This window comes from Amycolatopsis sp. CA-230715, assembly GCF_018736145.1.
Classification (GTDB): Bacteria; Actinomycetota; Actinomycetes; order Mycobacteriales; family Pseudonocardiaceae; genus Amycolatopsis.
The window spans coordinates 9,979,707-9,998,588 of the sequence record NZ_CP059997.1; the positions used below are offsets into that span (position 1 = coordinate 9,979,707).

At 63.7% G+C, this 18,882-nt stretch carries 17 protein-coding genes; all 17 read right to left on the bottom strand.

Annotated elements, in window-relative coordinates:
* Window positions 1–17: 17 nt before the first annotated feature.
* The 17 genes from HUW46_RS46290 to HUW46_RS46370 all read right to left on the bottom strand — a co-directional run bounded on the left by HUW46_RS46290 (window position 18) and on the right by HUW46_RS46370 (window position 18,882).
* Window positions 18–545, bottom strand: a complete 528-nt coding sequence (locus tag HUW46_RS46290) for a hypothetical protein (protein ID WP_215544949.1) — start codon at window positions 543–545, stop codon at window positions 18–20.
* Between the two features lie 185 nt (window positions 546–730).
* Window positions 731–1,135 (bottom strand): hypothetical protein, encoded by a 405-nt coding sequence (locus HUW46_RS46295; RefSeq protein WP_215544950.1) that lies wholly within the window; start codon window positions 1,133–1,135, stop codon window positions 731–733.
* Window positions 1,136–1,374: 239 nt separating this feature from the next.
* Entirely contained in the window at window positions 1,375–1,593 is a 219-nt protein-coding gene (locus tag HUW46_RS46300) for a hypothetical protein (RefSeq protein WP_215544951.1), read from the bottom strand.
* Window positions 1,594–1,837: 244 nt separating this feature from the next.
* The gene (locus HUW46_RS46305) at window positions 1,838–4,627 is read right to left on the bottom strand and encodes a UvrD-helicase domain-containing protein (RefSeq protein WP_215544952.1); all 2,790 of its coding nucleotides are present in this window, start codon (window positions 4,625–4,627) and stop codon (window positions 1,838–1,840) included.
* Window positions 4,628–4,898: 271 nt separating this feature from the next.
* Window positions 4,899–5,114 carry a hypothetical protein gene (locus tag HUW46_RS46310; protein ID WP_215544953.1) on the bottom strand — a complete coding sequence of 72 codons (216 nt, stop codon included), beginning with the start codon at window positions 5,112–5,114 and terminating at the stop codon, window positions 4,899–4,901.
* Between the two features lie 102 nt (window positions 5,115–5,216).
* A complete protein-coding gene (locus tag HUW46_RS46315) occupies window positions 5,217–7,145 on the bottom strand; it encodes an AAA family ATPase (RefSeq protein ID WP_215544954.1) in 1,929 nt (642 codons plus the stop codon).
* A 142-nt stretch (window positions 7,146–7,287) separates the two neighbouring features.
* Window positions 7,288–8,982, bottom strand: a complete 1,695-nt coding sequence (locus tag HUW46_RS46320; RefSeq protein ID WP_215544955.1) for a hypothetical protein — start codon at window positions 8,980–8,982, stop codon at window positions 7,288–7,290.
* Window positions 8,983–9,090: 108 nt separating this feature from the next.
* Window positions 9,091–10,344: an AAA family ATPase gene (locus HUW46_RS46325; RefSeq protein WP_215544956.1), complete on the bottom strand. Its 1,254-nt coding sequence runs from the start codon at window positions 10,342–10,344 to the stop codon at window positions 9,091–9,093.
* A gap of 280 nt (window positions 10,345–10,624) precedes the next feature.
* On the bottom strand, window positions 10,625–11,680 hold the full coding sequence (locus HUW46_RS46330; protein WP_215544957.1) for a hypothetical protein: 1,056 nt from the start codon (window positions 11,678–11,680) through the stop codon (window positions 10,625–10,627).
* A 103-nt stretch (window positions 11,681–11,783) separates the two neighbouring features.
* On the bottom strand, window positions 11,784–12,656 hold the full coding sequence (locus tag HUW46_RS46335; protein ID WP_215544958.1) for a hypothetical protein: 873 nt from the start codon (window positions 12,654–12,656) through the stop codon (window positions 11,784–11,786).
* 552 nt (window positions 12,657–13,208) lie between these two features.
* Window positions 13,209–13,757 (bottom strand): hypothetical protein, encoded by a 549-nt coding sequence (locus tag HUW46_RS46340; RefSeq protein WP_215544959.1) that lies wholly within the window; start codon window positions 13,755–13,757, stop codon window positions 13,209–13,211.
* Window positions 13,758–14,471: 714 nt separating this feature from the next.
* The gene (locus HUW46_RS46345; protein ID WP_215544960.1) at window positions 14,472–15,143 is read right to left on the bottom strand and encodes a hypothetical protein; all 672 of its coding nucleotides are present in this window, start codon (window positions 15,141–15,143) and stop codon (window positions 14,472–14,474) included.
* Between the two features lie 134 nt (window positions 15,144–15,277).
* Window positions 15,278–15,718, bottom strand: a complete 441-nt coding sequence (locus HUW46_RS46350) for a WhiB family transcriptional regulator (protein WP_254125594.1) — start codon at window positions 15,716–15,718, stop codon at window positions 15,278–15,280.
* A gap of 159 nt (window positions 15,719–15,877) precedes the next feature.
* Entirely contained in the window at window positions 15,878–17,536 is a 1,659-nt protein-coding gene (locus HUW46_RS46355; protein WP_215544961.1) for a DEAD/DEAH box helicase, read from the bottom strand.
* Between the two features lie 126 nt (window positions 17,537–17,662).
* Entirely contained in the window at window positions 17,663–17,893 is a 231-nt protein-coding gene (locus tag HUW46_RS46360) for a hypothetical protein (RefSeq protein ID WP_215544962.1), read from the bottom strand.
* 93 nt (window positions 17,894–17,986) lie between these two features.
* Window positions 17,987–18,310 (bottom strand): VRR-NUC domain-containing protein, encoded by a 324-nt coding sequence (locus HUW46_RS46365; RefSeq protein ID WP_215544963.1) that lies wholly within the window; start codon window positions 18,308–18,310, stop codon window positions 17,987–17,989.
* Window positions 18,311–18,372: 62 nt separating this feature from the next.
* A complete protein-coding gene (locus HUW46_RS46370) occupies window positions 18,373–18,882 on the bottom strand; it encodes a hypothetical protein (protein ID WP_215544964.1) in 510 nt (169 codons plus the stop codon).

Genomic DNA, 18,882 nt, shown 5'->3' on the forward strand with positions numbered 1-18,882 from the left:
CCTTAGGTTTCGTGAATTCAGAGGATGTTGAGATGGCGCCAGGTGACGGGCCGGATGCGTAACCATCCAGTGTCCGCGTACGAAGCGGCGAGGTTGCCGTGGTCAGTGATGACTCGATAACCGGCGAGCCACACCGCGAACCACGGTTCGGCCGCGGCACCCTGACGGGCCGCTGCGTCCGGCGCGGACAGCATGTTCGTGTCCAATCGCGGAGGCGCCGAGCGGTAATGCTCTAAACGTCCGGCGACCATCGGGCACGCCTTGCTGGTGTATTCCGCACACCACGGATGAAGGGCAGGCTCGCTCGAGCACCTGCGGGGAAGATCGGACAGTCGCATCAACAGCACGGCACGGTGCTCAAGTGGTCTCCCGCATACTCCGCACCACCGGTTGAGTAATGCGCGACCCATCCGATCGCGGTCGACCGAGCCGAAGAGGTCTCGACCGTCGGCCGTGCGGGGCGTGATCCAGGGCACGATCAGTTCGCCCTGTGTCGGGAGGTGGCGTAGCGACAACGGGATCGGGGGCACAACGGGGTCAGTCATCGTCGTTGCTCCTGTGTGGACGTGTCTCAAGTCGCGCGGATGGGCATGCCTGTGCCAGGCCGCGACGGTGAAGGTCGGCAGAGAGCGGTGGCATGTGCGCCCGGTGATGCTGGCCGGAAGACCGCAACGGTGGCGCGGTTGCCTTGACTCGCCTTACGGGACTGCGATGTTCAAAACGGGCGCAACTACTCGTGCCCTGTCCACCCGCGGGCGCCATCCTCGGGCCCCGACACGCGATCGTCACCGGGGTGTTGAGCCGCGAGCCAACCGCCGGTGCGGCGGCGTGCCAGAACAGGCTGTTCGTCACGGACGACGAACAGGGCACCGAATCCCCCGTCGTTCTCGTCGATCAGGTAGACGTCGTATGCCAGCGCGTGTTTCGTGCACAGGACCAGGTGGTGGCCGTGTCGCCAGTCGCCGCGTAACCGGGCGATCCGTGGACAACACGGCGTGATCACGTCGAGGCATCCACCGGGCGCATCTTCGGTGTATCGGCGGACCCGCACACCGGGGACAAGCCGGCTGCGACCGACATGCTCGGTGGCGCCATAGATGACGGGTACGTTGGTATCGCTGCGAAACTCGGGCATACCGAAGCTCCTCAAGCCTGTGCTGGTGCGCTGGAAGGCCGGGGATGGGCATCGAGTTGCCGTGGGATGGCGCATTCGTGACCCGACCGCGAACGTCCCAAGCGAATAGGGTTGCCAGCCAGTTGCATAGTGACGTTCGGGACTCGCGTACGCGGCGGGGCGATGCCGCCTTCGCAGTTCTACGTGGTGACCCGCGGATCAGACTGGGTATGACAGCGCTGCTTTCCAGTCCGGAAGCATCACACCGTTTGTCCCTTCTCAACAGCCTCCACAGCGCTCCGCAGGTCGTTGGTCAACGTCGCCAGCAACTTCAACGTCGCCAGCAACTCGGCTTCCTGATCCAAAGTAGACAGTACTGCGCGTCCCGCGATGAGCTGCTCATCGGAGTCATCTGGATCCGCGAAAATAGCCAGGTTCTCCTCCATGTCGCGCAGGTAATCCAGGAGGTCGTCGTGCAACTCATCGACAACGCGGTCCTATTGCCTAGCGGAGGCGGGTTCGTTCATGTTGTTCCTGTCGTTGGGGTGCAGTCGGCACACGCGGATGATCACGAACCGTGCCTGACCAGTGGTGTGGGTTCCGGGGCCCAGCTTGTCTGGCTGGGGTATAGCAGCTATCGAGAAGGACGTGAGCCAGTCCCCCGGGCGCGGATGCCTCGCCAGCCCGGCGAGGCATCCGCGCCTGCGAGATCAGGAGCGCGGCTCAGGCGACCGATGCGGCGTGATCACGGTCGCTGCCCGGTCCTGACTCGGGGTCGTCATCGGCCACGAGATCCGGGTCGATGCCCTGCGCCCGCTGAGCGTTCCTCGTGTCCCGCTCGGCCAGGGCGGTGACCAGCTGCTGGTAACTGCTCTCGATCGGCGCGTTCTTCGCGGTCCCATAGGACAAGATATACTCACTGTTCATCGCCCGAGTGAAAGCAACATAGAACATCCGCTTCGTTTCCTGGCTCATCCTCGTGTCCTCTTTGTACAGGACAACTACATTGTCGAACTCGAGACCTTTGGCGCCGTGGATCGTCGACACCACGAGGTCGGCCTTGGACTCAAGATTCTTCCGCTTGCGCTCCTGGTTGTTCCGCTTGTTCACGTTCAGCTTCTGCTGGTTCCGTGTGATCTCGAAGGACAGGAGGTTGTCGCGGAGCCGTTCGAAGAACTCCGTGGGATGCAGGGTCCCTTGCTTACACAGAATCAGCCACCCGTTGATGACGGAACTGTTCTCCGTCCACCACTGGGAGACGGTGCCGCGGATCGCCTTCGCGACTTCAACGCTGCCCGCGTTTTTCGTCAGCGCGTCCAGGTTGTCGAGGATCCCCTGGGAGACGACGAACGCCGCGTTGCCGGGCTGCACCTGCAGGACATCGTTCCAGAAGCACTTGATGTACTTCGAGAAGATGTCCGTGACATAGACCCGCTCGCTGACCAGGGACGCGACACGGCGATTCGGGTACACCTCCTCCAGCGTCTTCTCGATCACACCCACCTCGCGGCGCGAGTAAGCCAGGAACGCGACCTGCTCACCCCGATCGAGGCACGTGTCCACATAGTCGGGGATGACCGTGTTCCTGATGATCGAGTGGAGATCCTGGGTCACGAACCCTCTCAGTCTCGGGACGCCGTAGTACGCGAGCGTCACCTTGTCCTGGAAGGAATCCGCTGTCGGTGCGATCAGCGAGTTCGCCCGGAGCTGGATGTTCGCGATCTGGTTGGTCTCCAGTCCACCGAGCCCGACGTTGGCGAAGTCGAGGATCTCCTGGTTGCTCCGATAGTTCGTCGTGAGCTTGAAGGTCGCGAACACGCCGGACCGTTCCAACGTGTTGAGTGCCCGCGGGTTCGCCGAACGGAACTCATACAGCGTCTGTGACGCGTCACCCACGATGAAAAGCGCCTGGGCGTGCTTGATGACGTACTTCAACACGTAGATGAACTCGAAGACACTGTTGTCCTGCACCTCGTCGATGATGAGGTACTTGGACTGCAGGTGTGCTGGCTCGTACATGTCGTCGATCCTCTGGTAGCAGATGATGATCTGCAGCTCCAGCGATGTTTGCTCGATGCGGTCGAGGAGAGCGATGACCTCGTCGAAATGGTATTCGACGAAGGTGTTCAATGCGGTAAACGCACCGGTCCTGTTCTGGTCCACCTCCACCAGATGGACGCGGAACTGGGCGGCGAACGAGTTGTTCGGGTAGAAGATGTCGATCGAGTTGATGATCGTGTCGATCGCCGAGACCTGGTGTGTCGGGTGATTCAGCGAATAGATGTCGATCAACATCTTCGCGATCGTCATCGAGCCGACACGCGGGTTCTTCTCCGTGATGTTGTCAGCCGCGGCGTTGGTAAATGACAGCACCGTGATGTCCTCCGCGGGTACGCCACAGGCCTCGAGGTAGTTGATGCGTTCGAGGATCACGGTCGACTTGCCGGTGCCCGCGCCCGCCTGGGTCATCACCAGCGGTTCGTGGGTGGTGAGCGCGTCGAGCTGCTGCTTGGAGAGGTGAGCGGGCAGCGCCGGAGGTGCCGCCGGACGCGCGGGGACGATCAGCTGGGCCTTCATCTGATCGAGCTGGTCGAGGGTGTGGTTCATCAGCAGGCTCAGGTTCTGCTTCGACAGGGTCGCGGCGTGCTGCCCAGAGAAGGACTGGTTGAGCTGCTGGTGGATCCGCCGATACGCCTCCAGCGGAACGGTGTAGTTCTCCAGGTACCGCAGCTGGATGGCGAGCATGTTCAGCTGATGATCCGTCGGGGCCGGGGGCATGTCCGCGATGTACCGGCAGATCTCGTCGGCCATGGCTTCGGAATCCCAGATCTGGGCCAAGCGCGTGATGCGCTCGTAGATCGAATAGTCGTTCATCCACTCCTCGAGCGTGTCGAGGTTGGAGCCGACGAGTCCGGTCGAGTGGAGCAGATCCTGAATGAAGGCACGTGCGTTCTCCATTGGGCTCGTGTCCCACTGCGGGACCACGGTGGCGTCGAGGTGTCCGTAACCGACAATGGTCGGAACCACGATCGCGCGTTCGGGTTCGACGCGGTCCTTCCGGCAGAAGTGCAGCTCCATGCGGTACTGGATGACCAGGTCGCGCTTGGTCCGGTCCCCGGACTTGTCCTCGTACAACGTCAGGCCCTGCGGTGTCATGTCGAACATGACGTCCCAATCGTGGTGCCCGCTGGTCGAGGTGTCGACGAGGAAGCGGTCGTCCACGTGCGGGATCGCCAGGGTTGACGACGCGCCCGACAGGAGCGCACGCCGCGTGATCGGCGCGAGCGGCACGGACGTGGTCGTGATGTCGTGCTGTGTCGAGCTCTGTTTCGCCTCGATGTCCTGAGCGACGGCGTAGGCGGTGTTGGTGACTGTGTTGACTGGACGGAGGTTCTCGTGGAGCAGACCGGTCTTCTTCCCGGACCCGGTCAGCTTGGTGGAGAAGAACTTCGGGTCGACGGCTTTGGCGACGACGGCCGCCGACAGGTCGAGATCATCGAGCAGGATAGGCATGATGGTGTCTTTCGTCGAGCGAGCCGTTGGGCGAGTCGAGTGAGTGGGCCCGTTTTTGGTGTCGGTGCCGGGGACGGCGACAGGTCGCGGGAGCGCCGCTAATCCACGGAAACGCCGGGCGCGGGGGGCGCGCACGGGAGGGCTCGTCGAATGACGAGCCCTCCCGTGCCTCTCTCAACCCACCCGTCAGGGGCCGTCAGGCCCCTGAGTCCGGTGTCCGCACGACACCGGACACCGCGCGCGGCCCGGCGCGCGGCCGTTCATCGGCGGCTCACCTCATGGGTGAGTGCCACACGAAATCCCCGACGTCGACGTTCAGCGGGTTGGCTGTGACGAGTGATCCGTCCGGATCCGCTTCCAGCAGGCCGAGCATGAGCCCAAGTTCGCGGCATTCGTCCGCGTCACGGGAGTGGGTGGCGAGGTTCGCACGGGCGTCATCGGCGATACGGGTGTTCCAGTCGTGCGGTTGCACTGTGGTGACGGTCATAGACGTTCCTCTCGATGGGTCCCGGCGCCGCGGGCGCGAGGCCGCCTCCGCCTCCGGCGTTCCGGAGGCAGAGGTGGCCTCGGTGACCGGGTGGGCTGGGCTTCAGTCGGTCGCGGATGTCTCCACTACCTCGGCGGCCGCGGTCACCGAGGCGGTTGTGCTGGTGGGTGTGTTCGCGGAGAGCAGACGGTCCTCGATCCACGCGCGCACGGCCTTGCCCGCGGGTCGAGCACCTTGGGAGTCCACGAAGGTGGCCGCCGCGATGGCGTGTAGTTCGTCATCGGGTATGGCCGCGGGGAGTGTCTGCGCCAGCCGGGGCTTGCTGTCCAGGATTCGCTGGCGCTGCCGGGCATAGTCGGCGGCCATGATCCGCTGATAGGTCTGTTGGTCGATGGGATTGAAGCCCACGATGAGGGAGAACCGGCCCAGCAACTCCGCGTCGAAGAAGCCGGTCAAGTCGTTGATCAGGCTCTTGTGCGAGTTCCTCGCCACAGTGACAAACCCGATCTGGTTGCCGCTGAGTGCGTCCCGGGCGGCGTTGGTCGTGCAGATGACCAGGGCTTTGGAGAAGTCCAGCGGCTTGCCGTGGGCGTTGCGGATGTAGCCCTCGTCGAACGCGGACAGGAACAACCGCTGCACAGCTGTGTCCGCCTTCTCGAATTCGTCGAGCAGGATCACCCGATGGGGATTGGACTCGAGCGTGTCGAACGGGAGTTCCTGGTGGGAGTCCGACCCGACGTACCCCGGGGGCGAGCCGATGATCTTCGACGTCGACCACGCCGTGTGGTACTCGGTCATGTTGAGGATGATCGGTTCCGTACCCGTCATCTGTTCGGCGATGATCTTCGCCGTCTCGGTCTTGCCCACACCCGAAGCCCCGGCGAGCAGCCAGGTTGTGGGCGTGGTCGATGGGAAGAGGCCGAGCTCCTCCCGCGCCAATCGGTCTGTCAGCTGGCCGAGCACATCGTCCTGGCCCTGCACCCTGCTGGTGAGCGTGGCATGCAGCGTGGCGACATCGAAGTCGGGTCGCCGCGCGTTGCCCGTCATCAGGCGTTTGGCCACGTCGAGCACACGTGTCGGCGTCAACGGCACCTGCGGCATGGACCGCAGGGCTTGCACGAGCGCCGTGTCACCGTCCATCTCGGCCCGCACGATGGACTTCCTGTGGTCCAGGAGCCGATCGGCCATCGCCCGATCGAGCAGTGTGATCGCGTTGTCGGGGCGGTGCTGGCCCGCCCGGGAGTTCCCTTCGGCGATCCGGACGGTGTCGGCCACGACATCGTCGGAGACGCCGATCTGGTGGCGGTAGTGCGCCACCAACCCGGGACGAGCCGCGGTCGTCACCGCGATCGTCTGCTCCACGTTCAGCTCGTCGACGACGAGCTGGGTGAAGCGCCGGGCGAAAGCCGGGTCCTCGTCGAATGCTCGGGACTCAGTCGACGTGGTGGCGCCGATGACCGACATGTCGCCGCGGGCGAGCGCCGGCTTGAGGATCTGGGAGATCTTGCGGCCGGTCGGATCGCTATGGCTGCTGGAGCCGCCGGTGATCTGATGGATCTCGTCAACGAACAAAATCACCTTGTTCTTGGGGTCTGAGGCGAACTCGACGATCCCGTTGACTTTCTCCTCCAGCGAGCCGACGACGCCAGACCCGGCGATGATGTTGGTGATCGGCAGCTCGTAGACGGTGTGGTCCTTGAGCTGCTCGGGGATGAGCGTGTCGCCGAGCGCGATCCGGCGGGCGATGTCCTCGACGATCTTGGTCTTGCCGACCCCGGCGGCCCCTTTCAGCAACACGTTCGGCTTGTTCTTGCTGATCAGGACAGAGAGGACCTGCTCGATGAGGGTGTCGCGGAACATCGTCGGGTCGGCGTTCTTGAATCGCTCGTTGTAGTCCTCGAGCAGTCCTGTCACCTCGTCGTCTCCGGATCCGGCGCCTGGAGAGCCGAACCCGGCCGTCGGGATACCGGGTGGCAGGCCGCCGCTGTTCGCGTCGTCGTCGGATCCCGAGGTGAATTTCGTGAGGCCCATCGCGGGTCCCTCCGTTCGATGCGGGCGCCCGGCGGGCGCTCCGGGCAAGCACCATCCAGGCACGGATACGGGTGGGTCAGAGAGAACAGCGTCGTGGCCAAGACAACATCGGCGCGATCCGTGGATGTCATCCCGGCCAGCGTCAGACGACCATGCCCAGCAGCTTCTGCCGGATACTCGGATCGATGTGTTTCATGGCGTCGGCGTAGAGACCGGCGTAATGGACCATGGTCGACCACGCCATCGCCGAGCAGGGCGCGTAGTACAGATTCGGCGGATGGTCCACACGGGCAGACGGCGGAGTCCAGGCAAAGTCAGTGATCATCAACGAGAGACGGCGTTTCCGCGTGGCGGTGGCGTTGATGTAGTCCCAGACTTGTTGGAAATCCGTGCCGCCAGCGACCTTGGGTACCCGTGTGAATTCTTTCCAGATCTGTCGAGTCGACTTGTTCTCCACCTTGAGCAACGTTTCCTGGGACAGGATATCACTGAACGAGTTGAAGTACAGGTTGACGTTGAGCTTCTTCGCGATCCTGATGAGCATCAGGACCGCCTCCTGGTAATTCTCCTGGGAGATCGAGCCGGAGGTGTCGACGTAGACGTGCAGGTCTGGCATGTACCGTGCCGAGGTTATCCGACCGGGCTTGTTGAAGTCGTCTGGGTCGCGACGGTTGGCTTTGAGGTAGGTCGTCTTCGTGGTACGCAGAACGTTCTGCGATTTGTTGACTTTTCCCATCCGACGCAACACGCGACTGATGTCTTTGAACAGATCACGCTTACTCGGAGGCTGTTTCCGGAACTTCACTTGGGCGGAACGTGCTCCAGGTAAGCCTGGCTGTTGGCGCACGTTCACAGCGGCGGCAGCCCTGGCTGCGGCCCGCGGAAGACTCGTGAGCTTGGACAGTGACGAATTGGAGATCACCTTCACCGGCGACGCCAGCGATTGGTTGATGAGACTCCACTCCCGCTGCACTGTCGCGGGGGCTGCGCGGGCGTGGGCTTCGACATTGACAAGGACCACGGACCGAGGGCAGAACAGCTCGCCGACAGTGAACGGCATGATGCCGGTGTCCGGGGCTGTGCCATTGGTCTGCGCCTGTGCGCGTTGCCTTTCGACATAGGTCATGAGCATGTGGATGATCAACCGCGCGGAGGAGAACTCCTCATTCCCATCGCTGTCATCCTTGCGCAACAACAGCGACTCCGTCGCACCCGTGAGCGAGAGTGTTGTGAAGTCGGTCAGCCACTGACTCGTTGTCCCCGGTAGTGCGTTCGCGCTTGTCATTGTCTGGGTCTGCTGGTTGAGCCATACCTTGAAGCCATCGAACGCTGCGGACGACTGGAACCAGAAGGCGAGCGTGTTCGGGTGGAAGGCGTAGGCAACCGAGGCGAAGAATGCGCTGTCATCGGCGACACCAGCGAGCAGGCTTTTCGCCGCCGGGATGATGTCGCCCTGTGGGGTGTAGATGACACGAGGCGAGGGTGCGGGCATCTTGTTGCTCTGACCGGCCTGGACGGCGAAGAGTTCTCCCACTGGCAGGGAGGTGGCTGAGTCATAGTTGATCATTGTCTGCCCGAGCAGTTCCTTGGTCGTCCGCTCGGCCCCGGTGTTCATCGTGTCCCCGAGACAGCTCATGATCAGATGCGGCACATCACCGGTGATGTCAACGCCCGAGGAATCGACCACAGCCGCCGGCGCGTGGGGACTCAGTGGCTCCAGCAGAGGATCCACGAGGGCGTGCTGGAGTGCTGGGATCGGGTCGTAGTCGCCGGCGCACGGAATTGTGTGCACCGCATCGAGCACGGCGGGCTTCTGATTCGTGACGGTGATCGTCATGTCGCGACTCCTTCTGCGCTCTGATCAGACTGGTGCAACTATCGGTGACGGCGGCGGACGACAAGGGCTCCCGCCCAGACCGTCCCCCGCGGCACGTGCAGCATCGGTTCAACCGACGAACACAGACAGGGCGGGCTTGATCTTGTCAACGATCGGAGCGTCAACGTCCAGGAAAACCTGCAGGTTGTCATTTTCGATCTGATCGGACGTCATCATTCCGATGAGCGTCTTGATGTGCTCGCTTTCGATCTGTTTGAGACCGTAGGCCAGCTGTTCGATAAGACGAGAGTTGGCCTCCTTGTCCCTCTCTTGGAGGGCGAACAGCAGTGAACCGCACAGCTCGTTCTGGCTCATCGCCGAGATCTCTGCTTCGAGTTCGTCGACGGTGGTCGCGGTTTTCAGCCGTGCGTAACATCCCGGTTTCGGAACATTGACCCGGTTGTGCGCCCGGCCGCTGGGGTTCGAGGCGAGGTCATCAGCGATAGTGTTTACCAGCTGGTCAGTGAACACAGTGTTGCCGACATAGGCCTCGATCACCTCGTTGAGCTGGGAGCTCTCGCGGCCCTCGATCTGGACCGTGGTTTGGAGATACCGCGCCAACTCCTGGCGGTCGGTCACGTTCAACCAGTTGGACAGATTGTGGATCGTGCGTGGGGTGGTGAGTTGGTTCATCTCCTCGCCACCGTCGAACAGTTCGGCCATGGTGACATTGCTGTCGTCACTGTCGTCGTCCTTACCGTCGGCGACGATCGCGTTTGGCGTCGGCTTCTGGAAGATCAGCCCCGGGTACTGCGTGAGCACCTTCTTGATCCAGGGATTCAAGTCATCGCCCAGGACGGACATGAGAGTGGCAGCGTCCGGTTCGACATGGAAAATCGCGAAGCGAGACAGGGACGCCTCATCGAGGGTGGTGACATTGCCCTTGTCGTTACCCGCGACGACGATGCGAACGTTGCTCGGCAGCGTGACGTGTCCCATGCGCCTCAGGGTCACGAGAGTGAGCACACCGGAGGTCACATCGGACGTTGTGCGGTTGATCTCGTCGAGGAACAGAATCGGTCGCTCGCGTGGGTTCGCCTCCGCGTAGTCGATGCATTCTTGAATCACCTGGTGGGGGTAGAACACCTGCTTGTAGCTCTGGGTGCCGTCGGCCTTGGTGTAGGGCACCAGGCGCGCTCCGGTGAGGTCGGCTTTGTCCGCCAACTGGTTGCACGGGAGGGTGAACGCCTTGGTCCCCATCGAGTAAGCGAGGGACTCGATCCAGGAGGACTTCCCGACGCCGGGCTCGCCCATGAGCGCGGGCGTCGCACCGACGTCGAGAGCTTGCTCGACCAACGTGGACAGAGTGTCGTTCAGCTTCATGAGCGTGTCTTTCTGGTCGTGGGAGAGTTGAGCGGAGACGGCACCAGCGGTCACTCAGCGGAGACACCGCGCGGCACGAGCTACTGATGGACCGCTGGGTCGTGGCGACACCGGGCTTCCATGTCATCCACCGGGATCGCAGAACGGTGTGCGCCGGAATAGCGGCGCCACCGACCTGGTCACGGCGCGACCTCGTCGCACACCGCCACCCGATCGCGCTCCGCGCGATCCAGTCCTGTCGGGACAGGCAGTGAGCGCGGCCGCTCTGGTGGCATGACCGTTACCGGGCCGGCGACACTCCCTCATGCGGTGCCCGTAGGGCCGCGGCTTCCCGGTCGGCGACGAGCGCGGCCGCTCGGTCCAGGAGGAACGCCCGACCGTTGCGCGACTGGTGGTGTTTGGCACGAGCGGGGATGACCTCGAGCGCGGCCCGGTAGAGCAGCCAGGTCCGGTCGCTCGTCGAGTAGTGCACGCCCAGAGCGCTGTATGTCCGCAGTGGCACCTGCATCTCGTGATACAGCGTCCCGAGGACGGAGAATTCCCAGCGAGACAGATCGTCGTCGAAGTCGCTCGGTCCGCGCAGGCGCCCACGCGCGTTGAGCAGGGTGTGCTCGACAACCTCCGCCGCGTGCGGGATTTCGGGCATCGACCGTCCGGTGCCGACAGCGGTCGACGGCATGCTCGGGTTCACCCGGGCGTGCTCAGCCAGATCCCGGTACAGCTCGTTGACGGAGGCGAACCGTGGTGCCGCCGCGGTAGCGGCGGCGGCTCTACCGATGATGCGTTCCGGTATCGGTGTCCGGGTGAAGGTCACCCAGTGGTCGAAGAGGATCTCGTACCAGCCGTGCTCTTCCCGCAACACGCGCTTCCCCGCCGCGGTCGGGAAATCATGCAGATTCGCCGGCACCGGAGCGATGAGGTGATATCCCCGAGCGGACATCGACAACTCCGAGTAGAGAATGTCCGGCAGCCGTAGCAGGTCCGCCGCGATGTCCGGTGGACAGGTAGGTTCGATGTCGATAACTACGAGACCGTCGGTCTGTGTTTGAAGGTAGAAGGCGTGGTTCCGCGCGTGCGGCAGCGCCACTGTGAGTTCAGCCAGATCCATGAGGCAGGTGTCGTTGAGGGCGAAAGCCCCGCGCAGCTTTCCGTCGTGCCTGCACGCGGTCGTGCATCCCGCGAGCAGGTGGCGGACGTCGATGGGTACTTTGGCTTCCGTGTCGTCGTCGCTGACACGACCGGAGACCGTCCAGCGCGACGCGCTCGCCACAGCGCGAATAGCGGTGTTGCCGTAGAACTGTGGGAACCACTTACGAGGGTGGGCTGAGATCGTCACGGTCGCACGCTTTCGTTCACTCGATCACCGGGAACGCAACGACACCAGGCCCCCCGTACCGCACAGACGTCAGTACGGGGGGCCTGTCGCTCGCCGGTGTGGGTCAGCCTTGGTAGGTGATGCCGGGCTGCTGGTCACCCGGACCGGCGTGGCCCGTACCGGGCCGGTCGTTCGCGGCGCCGACCGCCACGGCAGCGCCCACGGCCGAACCGGCGTCCTTCAACGCCGTGTTCTCGGCCTCGACGCGTGCGAGCTTCTCCTCGAGGGTTTCCTCGACCTGTGGCGACCTCGATGCCGGAGCCGCGGCCGCGGACGGCTGCGGGGCCGGAAGCGGCAGGCCATCGTTAGCCTCGGTGCCCGCGATGTCCTCCGCGGGGCCGACCGCGGACCCGTCCGAGGGTGCCTGGACCGCGCGGGGTGGACTCGCGAACACGATGCCGTGTGCGGCAAGTTCGTCGTCGGTGACGCCACTCGGGTTGAAGTACCGCGGGGTCTCGTGAACGATGACCTGATCGAGCGCGAGACCTCGCTTGGCGTAGTTCTGCGGCTTGTAGACCCGCAGCACGAGGGTGACGTCGAGTCCCTGGGCAAGCTCCTGACGGGAGTTGTCCTGTTCGTATGTGCCATCACCGGCCTTGGCTGGGATCGCGATGGGAGGCAGCTTCGACCCCTTGGAGTCGATTGAATAGCTCAACCCGGCGTCCTGCTTCTTCCTCGAGCGGTAGCAGCGTTCGGCGACGAACCGCTCCTCGAGCGTGGGGTTCGCTGGGTCGGTGTACTGAACCTCTGCCCCGGTGATGGTCGCCGTGACATGCGGTTTTCCGATCGGGTTCATGTTGTTCTGGATCCTGCGCTGATCGGCGGCCTTCAATTCATCGCCCTCGATCACGCTGGTGAGACGCGCGTAGCTGAGTGTCCCGCGAATGAACACATAGGTGCCTTCGGACAGCTGCTCAGCGGAGATATGGTTGGGCATGGTGACACTGTTCCTTTTGTTCGGGTGTTTCACTGGCTGTCGAACTCTGCGCCATGCGCTGTTGACACTTTCCTGTCCCGTCGCGGTCTATCGCGAGCGACAATAACCGGGTGCCCGGGCGTCGTGCGAACACACCATTAACAGGAAAATGCACCGGGGATTGTCAGATCCCAGGCCGAGAGGTCATGAGTGGGCGCCCCAACATCGCCCCGTTCGGCGGTGGTGGTCTACAAATCGCGGTCGTGCCACGACGAGTGTGGCAGCGTGGCGAACTACATGACCGGTTAACGTGCACGGGGCAACGACGAATCCCGCCGTGGGCACTCTCAGCACCAGCGTGAGCTGATCTCCTGGGCGACCGCGTCGCCGCGACGCCTCACCCGGGACCGGCGTAAGCCGGTCCACGATCCTCAGTGCCACACGTGAACCATCAGAACCGGTCCGGGTTCGGTCCTGTCACCGCGGGGCAGCCGGCGATATCAGAGGATAATGACTAGGTACGCCGTTGAATTCCGCAGCGGAACCAAGGGTGGATCAACCATCACCAAACGGTCAGCCCAGTTCCGGTTCTGGTTCCCCGGGTTCGTCTCCGCCGGAGTCCGACTCGAGCAGGAAGCCGCGCACCTGGTCGTCCTGCATCATGTCGCCCAGGTGGGCCAGGAACACCGCGCGCTGTGTGGCCTTGCGATCGACGACCGGATCGTATTCTCGCAGTGCCCGCATGTTGATCACCCAGCCGTCCTCGCGCGCGATGGCCTGGTCGAGCTCGGACCCTTCGGGCACCGCCATGCCGGTGTAATCGTGATCGAACTCCGGGGCCACGTCCAGACGCTGGTTCAGCCGGTCGACGTAGAGGACATCACCGCCCACGGGCATCCCAGCAGGATCGAACGCGCGGAGTTCGACCCGGTCGGCCCTTCTTGTGTTCTGCACGTGTACCGACGCGACGGTCTCGTCCGCCAGAAATGACGTCTCCCCGAGCCGCTCGTGGACACGCACGCGTGCCTCGTAACACCACATGATGGTCCGGGCGTCGTCGAACCCGCGGGCGCGGCCTGAGCCTGAGCGGTCGTGCGTGGGTCGATCGTCGGCTCGCCTCATCACAGGTCCTCGACCATCGTTCTGACTGTGTCGACATCCCTCACGAGGTTTCCCCATGATCCAACTCCCTGCGTGCCATACCCGCTGGCGGGCATTCGTTCTCTGCGGCGCCGCCCGACACCATGGAGGGCATCACCGGCCGCACGGCCTCGGTCTCGCGGGACCGCAGGGCGACGCCAGCGCGCACCCGCGTACCCGGAGGGGATGGACACGGCCACTCTCCTGGCTCCTGGCAGCGCGCTCAATGTCACTCATCGCGCGGCGTCCGAGGCCACGTCGTTGTGGTCTACCCGCGTCCATCGCGTGAGCCGCACGGCGGTGCCGCCCGTCCGGCCTGCTCGTGATCGAGCTTATGGCCGCCGGTGCACAATGCAAACAGATCACGGGTGTTACATCGCAACTGTGCACGACCGCGTCGCGAGCAAGGCGGGCGTACGACAGTGAACTCCGGGTGCGAAGCCGCAGGCCCTGTGCCTGCGGCGGAGGCCCGAACGTCGGGCGCGCAGCGCCCCGACCACGGCACGGATCTTCTCAGTCGCCGATAGTCGTATCTCCGCTTGGAGTCACGCGAGCAGGATTGGTCACGTCAGGTGCCGACTCGCGTGATACCGCGAGGTGTGGTTCTCCCCTATCCCGACGCCGTCGACGCGCGAGGAACGGCGGCACCTGAGCCCCGGGAGACCGCAGCTGATCCCTTCGGATGACCTCCGCTGGTTATTCGTGGTCCATGGGGCGAGCGCGGATCGCGGCGGCGTGCGCCGCGCAGTACTCACCATCGTCCGCCCGGGCGAGGCAATAGCCACCATCCTCTCGAGAGACATGGGGGATGACTTGGTAGGCACACGGGACGAAGGCCACAGCGTCGTTCTCGATGATCGTGGCGATGCGGCGACGGGTCGTGAGATCCACCTCGGTGCTGTACGCGTGAGGATGGTCGGCGTGCCGGGCGGCCAGTGTCGCACGAATTCCGTCGAGTTTCGCCGTCGCGGCGTCGGCCCGTTTCTTCTCGGCAAGCCAGGCCTCCCGATAGGTGTCGACGGCGGATCCCGCCGACGTGGAACACTCATGGCTAACGTCCCCTCTGGACCGGCGCCTCGTGTTCCGAAAGAGCTGGGGCCACAACGGTTCGATGGTCACCACCAGGAGCGTCGGCTCGTCGGGTTGAGGCGCACGCTGCTTCCACCGTCTACGCAGCCGCGCGGCCTCATTCTTCGCGGTGTTCCGTTGCGCGAACGGTCCAGAGGTGCGAGCGAATGTCGTTGTCCTGCCGGACTTCCGGTGGGCATGCTGCAGGACGCACACGACGACGAACCCGTTTGTCTCGGCCTCGTACAGAGCGTCCCACGATGGGTACGTCGTGTCGGTGTCAGGGCTGTAGACGTCCATCTCGGACCTTTCGTCGCATCACGACTGATTGTGTTGTGTTCATGTGGATCTGCTCGCCGACGGGCCTGGCGGGGTGTATCCGACAGCTCGCGGACTGGCGCTCGGACACGGTCCCACCATCAAGGGGCACGAGATCAGGCCATCCGGCGCGGGTGCTCGTCTCTCTGCCGCTGCCTCCCGAGCACTCGGTACACCGTCTGGTCGGACACTCCGATCTTCGCGGCGATGGCGGGTGCGGTGAAGTGCTGTTTCGCCAGGGCGACGATGGTGTCGTCTCGGTCGCGTCTGCGCAGTTGAACATGCGTCAGCGGCGGGGCAGCTACGTCGCGTCTGATCCGGCGTCGCTCCCGCGGGGAGAGACCGCCCCAGACTCCGAAACGCTCGTCGTTACGCAACGCGTCGAGGAGGCACTGCGCCTGGACGTCACATCGTGCGCAGATGCGTTTCGCCTCGACAACACGGCCTCCCCTGTCCGGGAAGAACGCGTCGGGATCCGCCTCGCGGCACAGGGCGTCTTCCCGCCACGTCTCGTCATCATCGACGGTGACGTCGAGTTCCCCGTCCATCTTGGACATGGCGGTACCTCCCTCGGCGCTGGGGTGCCGTTGTGCTCCCGCGGTGCCTCCAACACCGCCAGCAGCGAACGGCCGTGGGTTCCGGCGTTAGTGTGGTTGTGCGCGTCTCCGGTGGTGCCGGCCCGCGCTTGGTCGCCACACGTGCGCGACCACGGCCGTTCAGAGCCGCTCGGAGAGCCAGAGGTCGTTGAGGTCGTCGTGGATCTCCTCCTCCAAGGCGGTGAGCAGTATGTCCTCACCGGACACAGCGTCGAGGAGTTTGTCCTGGACCTGTTGCTTGCCAGCGAGAACCCCGGGAATGCGTTCATCCTGGGTCCCCTTGGTGATGAGCCGATGGATGGTGACCGGCCGGGTCTGCCCAGGACGGTGCAGCCTGGCGTTGGTCTGCAGGTAGTGTTCGAGCGAGAACGGAAGCGTGTACCAGATCATCGTCGAGCCGCCGTCCTGAAGGTTCAGTCCGTGGCCGGCGCTGGCCGGATGCAACAGCATCACAGGGATCTGTTTGGCGTTCCACCGGTGGACCATGTCTCGCGATTTGTTGAAGTGCTGTGCGTCCACGCCCGCTTTCCTGAAGCGCGCGAGCAGTTGTTCGAGGTCCGAGCGGAAGTGGTAGGCGATGAGCATGGGCTCTCCGCCGTTGTTGCGCACCAGGTATTCGGCCATCGCGAGCTTCTTGTCGTGGATGACCTCGTACTGTCCCTTGGTCGCCGGGTCGTCCGGGTCCCCGGTATAGAGCGTGCCGGAGGCGAACTGCATGAGTTTGAGGGTGAGCACCGCCTGGTTGTCGGCGACGATCGACTCGACGCTTTGGGTGAGTTCGCCGTCGTCGCCGAGGTAGGTCTTGACGAGGTCGAGGACGAGGTCGCGCCGGAAGTCCTTGTATGCCCGCAGCAGGTCCGGTGTCAGGGTGACGTTGACATTGTCAATGCTCAGTCCGGGCAAGGTCAGGGTGGTGTTTTTGGCGCTCATCACCACGTGCGAGACCGCCTGGTGGATCTCCTCCTCGGCGTTCGCGGTCGGGATCCATTTCGCCGGTGTCGTCGTACCGGGCACCATCTTGGGCGTGAACCAGCGTTCTCGGAACTCGGTGATGTTCTTGCCCAGCGCCTCGCCCTGGTCCAGCAGGTAGATCTGGCTCCACAGGTCGTGCAAACCGTTCGGGCTCGGTGTGCCGGACAGTTCGATAAGCCGGGTGATCGCGGGCCGCACCCGCTGGAGCGCCTTGAAGCGCGCGCTGGTGTGGGACTTGAAGCCTTGGGACTCGTCGATGATCACCGTCTGGAAAGGCCAGATGATCGTGTCACGGCTCGTGCCGTCGGGACCGACGACCGACTGGATCGGCATCTGATCGATCAAACCGGTCTGGCACTGTCGGCAGGGCAGCCCGTTGTCACCGGCTCCGCGGCAGGTCGCGCACCTCTTCGCCGCGGGGCGAGTGATCAACTCCTGGTTGACGAAGTACATCGTCGGAGGATCAGTGAAGACGTCCCGGAACCGCTCCAGTCGCTTCTTCGTGGAGAGCCTCGTGTCGTTGTCGTTGACGATCAATGATTTGGTCCTGATCGGGAACGACCATTTCTGGATCTCGTCGATCCACGTGGACCTCGCGATCGCGATGGGAGCGATGACAAGAATATGACCTATCGGCCGCACGGTTTGCAGGACGGTGAGCGTCGCGAGTGTCTTGCCGCCCCCGAGGTTGATCCACGCACCAGCGTAGGGCCGGTCGACGACGAAATCATGAATTTGCTGCTGATGCGGCTCCAGCAGGACTGGTCTTCCCCGGGGTGGCGATGGCGAGGTGGGGGTGACAGTCATGATGTGTGCCTCCTCTCTGACTTGACCGACGACACACCGTTGAGGTCACGTTCTTACTCAGGCCCACGTGATCCCCGCTGACTACGACAGACCGAGCCGAGCGGCCCTGTGGTGGATGCCGGGGCCTCAGTCGCCGCGCTCGTCATACGCCTCGCACTCGGCGATCCTGGAGCTCAGCTCCGTCCAGTTCACCAACTCGACGATCGCGATCGGTTCCCCGTACGGACGAAAGCGCTCCTGAAAGAATTTCCAAGAACCGGCATCGAAGAATGTACTCTTGTGCGCCCGTGGACCCCACACGACATCGTGACCATCGTACGTGCGAACAAGCAACCCAAACCGCACCTTACGCGGCATAATATATCTCCTCCAGAAGTCTCTTATTCTCGATACCCACCAATGCTGATCTGTTGCGACACGACCTTCCGGCGAACCACCATGACCCTCGTTTCACTCAGATCGGGCGCGGCCGGAGCCACGTCGCCGGAGACAGGAAACAAGCTCGTCGACCGCGACCGTGCTGTCGACGACGTGCACCTCGCCGCCGAAGCGGCGGATCTTGGTGTGCATGAGGCGCTGGCGACGGGCGAGCCCACCTCGGGGACGTTTGACCTCGACGAAGACGGTGCCAACCGTAGGGGTGACAATGATCCGATCCGGCACTCCCCCACGAGCAGGCGAGACGAATTTCAGGCAGAGAAACCCGCTCTCGCGGCATCGCAGGAGCAGGTAGCGTTCGACGTTCTTTTCTCGCTGGCTGCCGGTGCGTGCCATCCTGAACTCAGATCTCGCGCTCGATCACGTCCGCGGATCCGCGCATCGCGGGACTTCGACACTCACGTCGTGTTCCTGTCCGATTCATTGCCCCGCGCGTGCGCATCGATCCAGTTATCGACGTAGTCGTGCAGCAACTCGTGCCCGCCGCGACCATTTCCAACCCGGTCGTAGGGAAAACTCGTCATCACCGCATGGCCCAGCAACGTCTCGATGTCAGAAGCACCTACGACGGCGTCCACGCCTGGACCACAGTCCACGGTGACGCTGCCGGTGAGGGTGGACGGCCGGGTTTTGGGGTGCAGCCAGTCTTGGCCACAGTCGGTGCCCGTGATGACGTAGTAGTCCGCACCGGCGCTGATCTCGATGCGCGACGATCCTGCTGTGATGCGGAGCATCGGGGAACCCTTGCCCTGCTGTCCTATCGTGTCCAGGAGGGCCGAGAAGAAGTCCTGCTGGATGTGGGCATCTGGTCGTTGCTCGACCTTGGCTCTGATTCGCGCGAGGTTGTTCTCGGCAATCGAACTCGCGGCAGGGACATCATTGAGTTCCGCCCTGCGGTCGTCGGACAT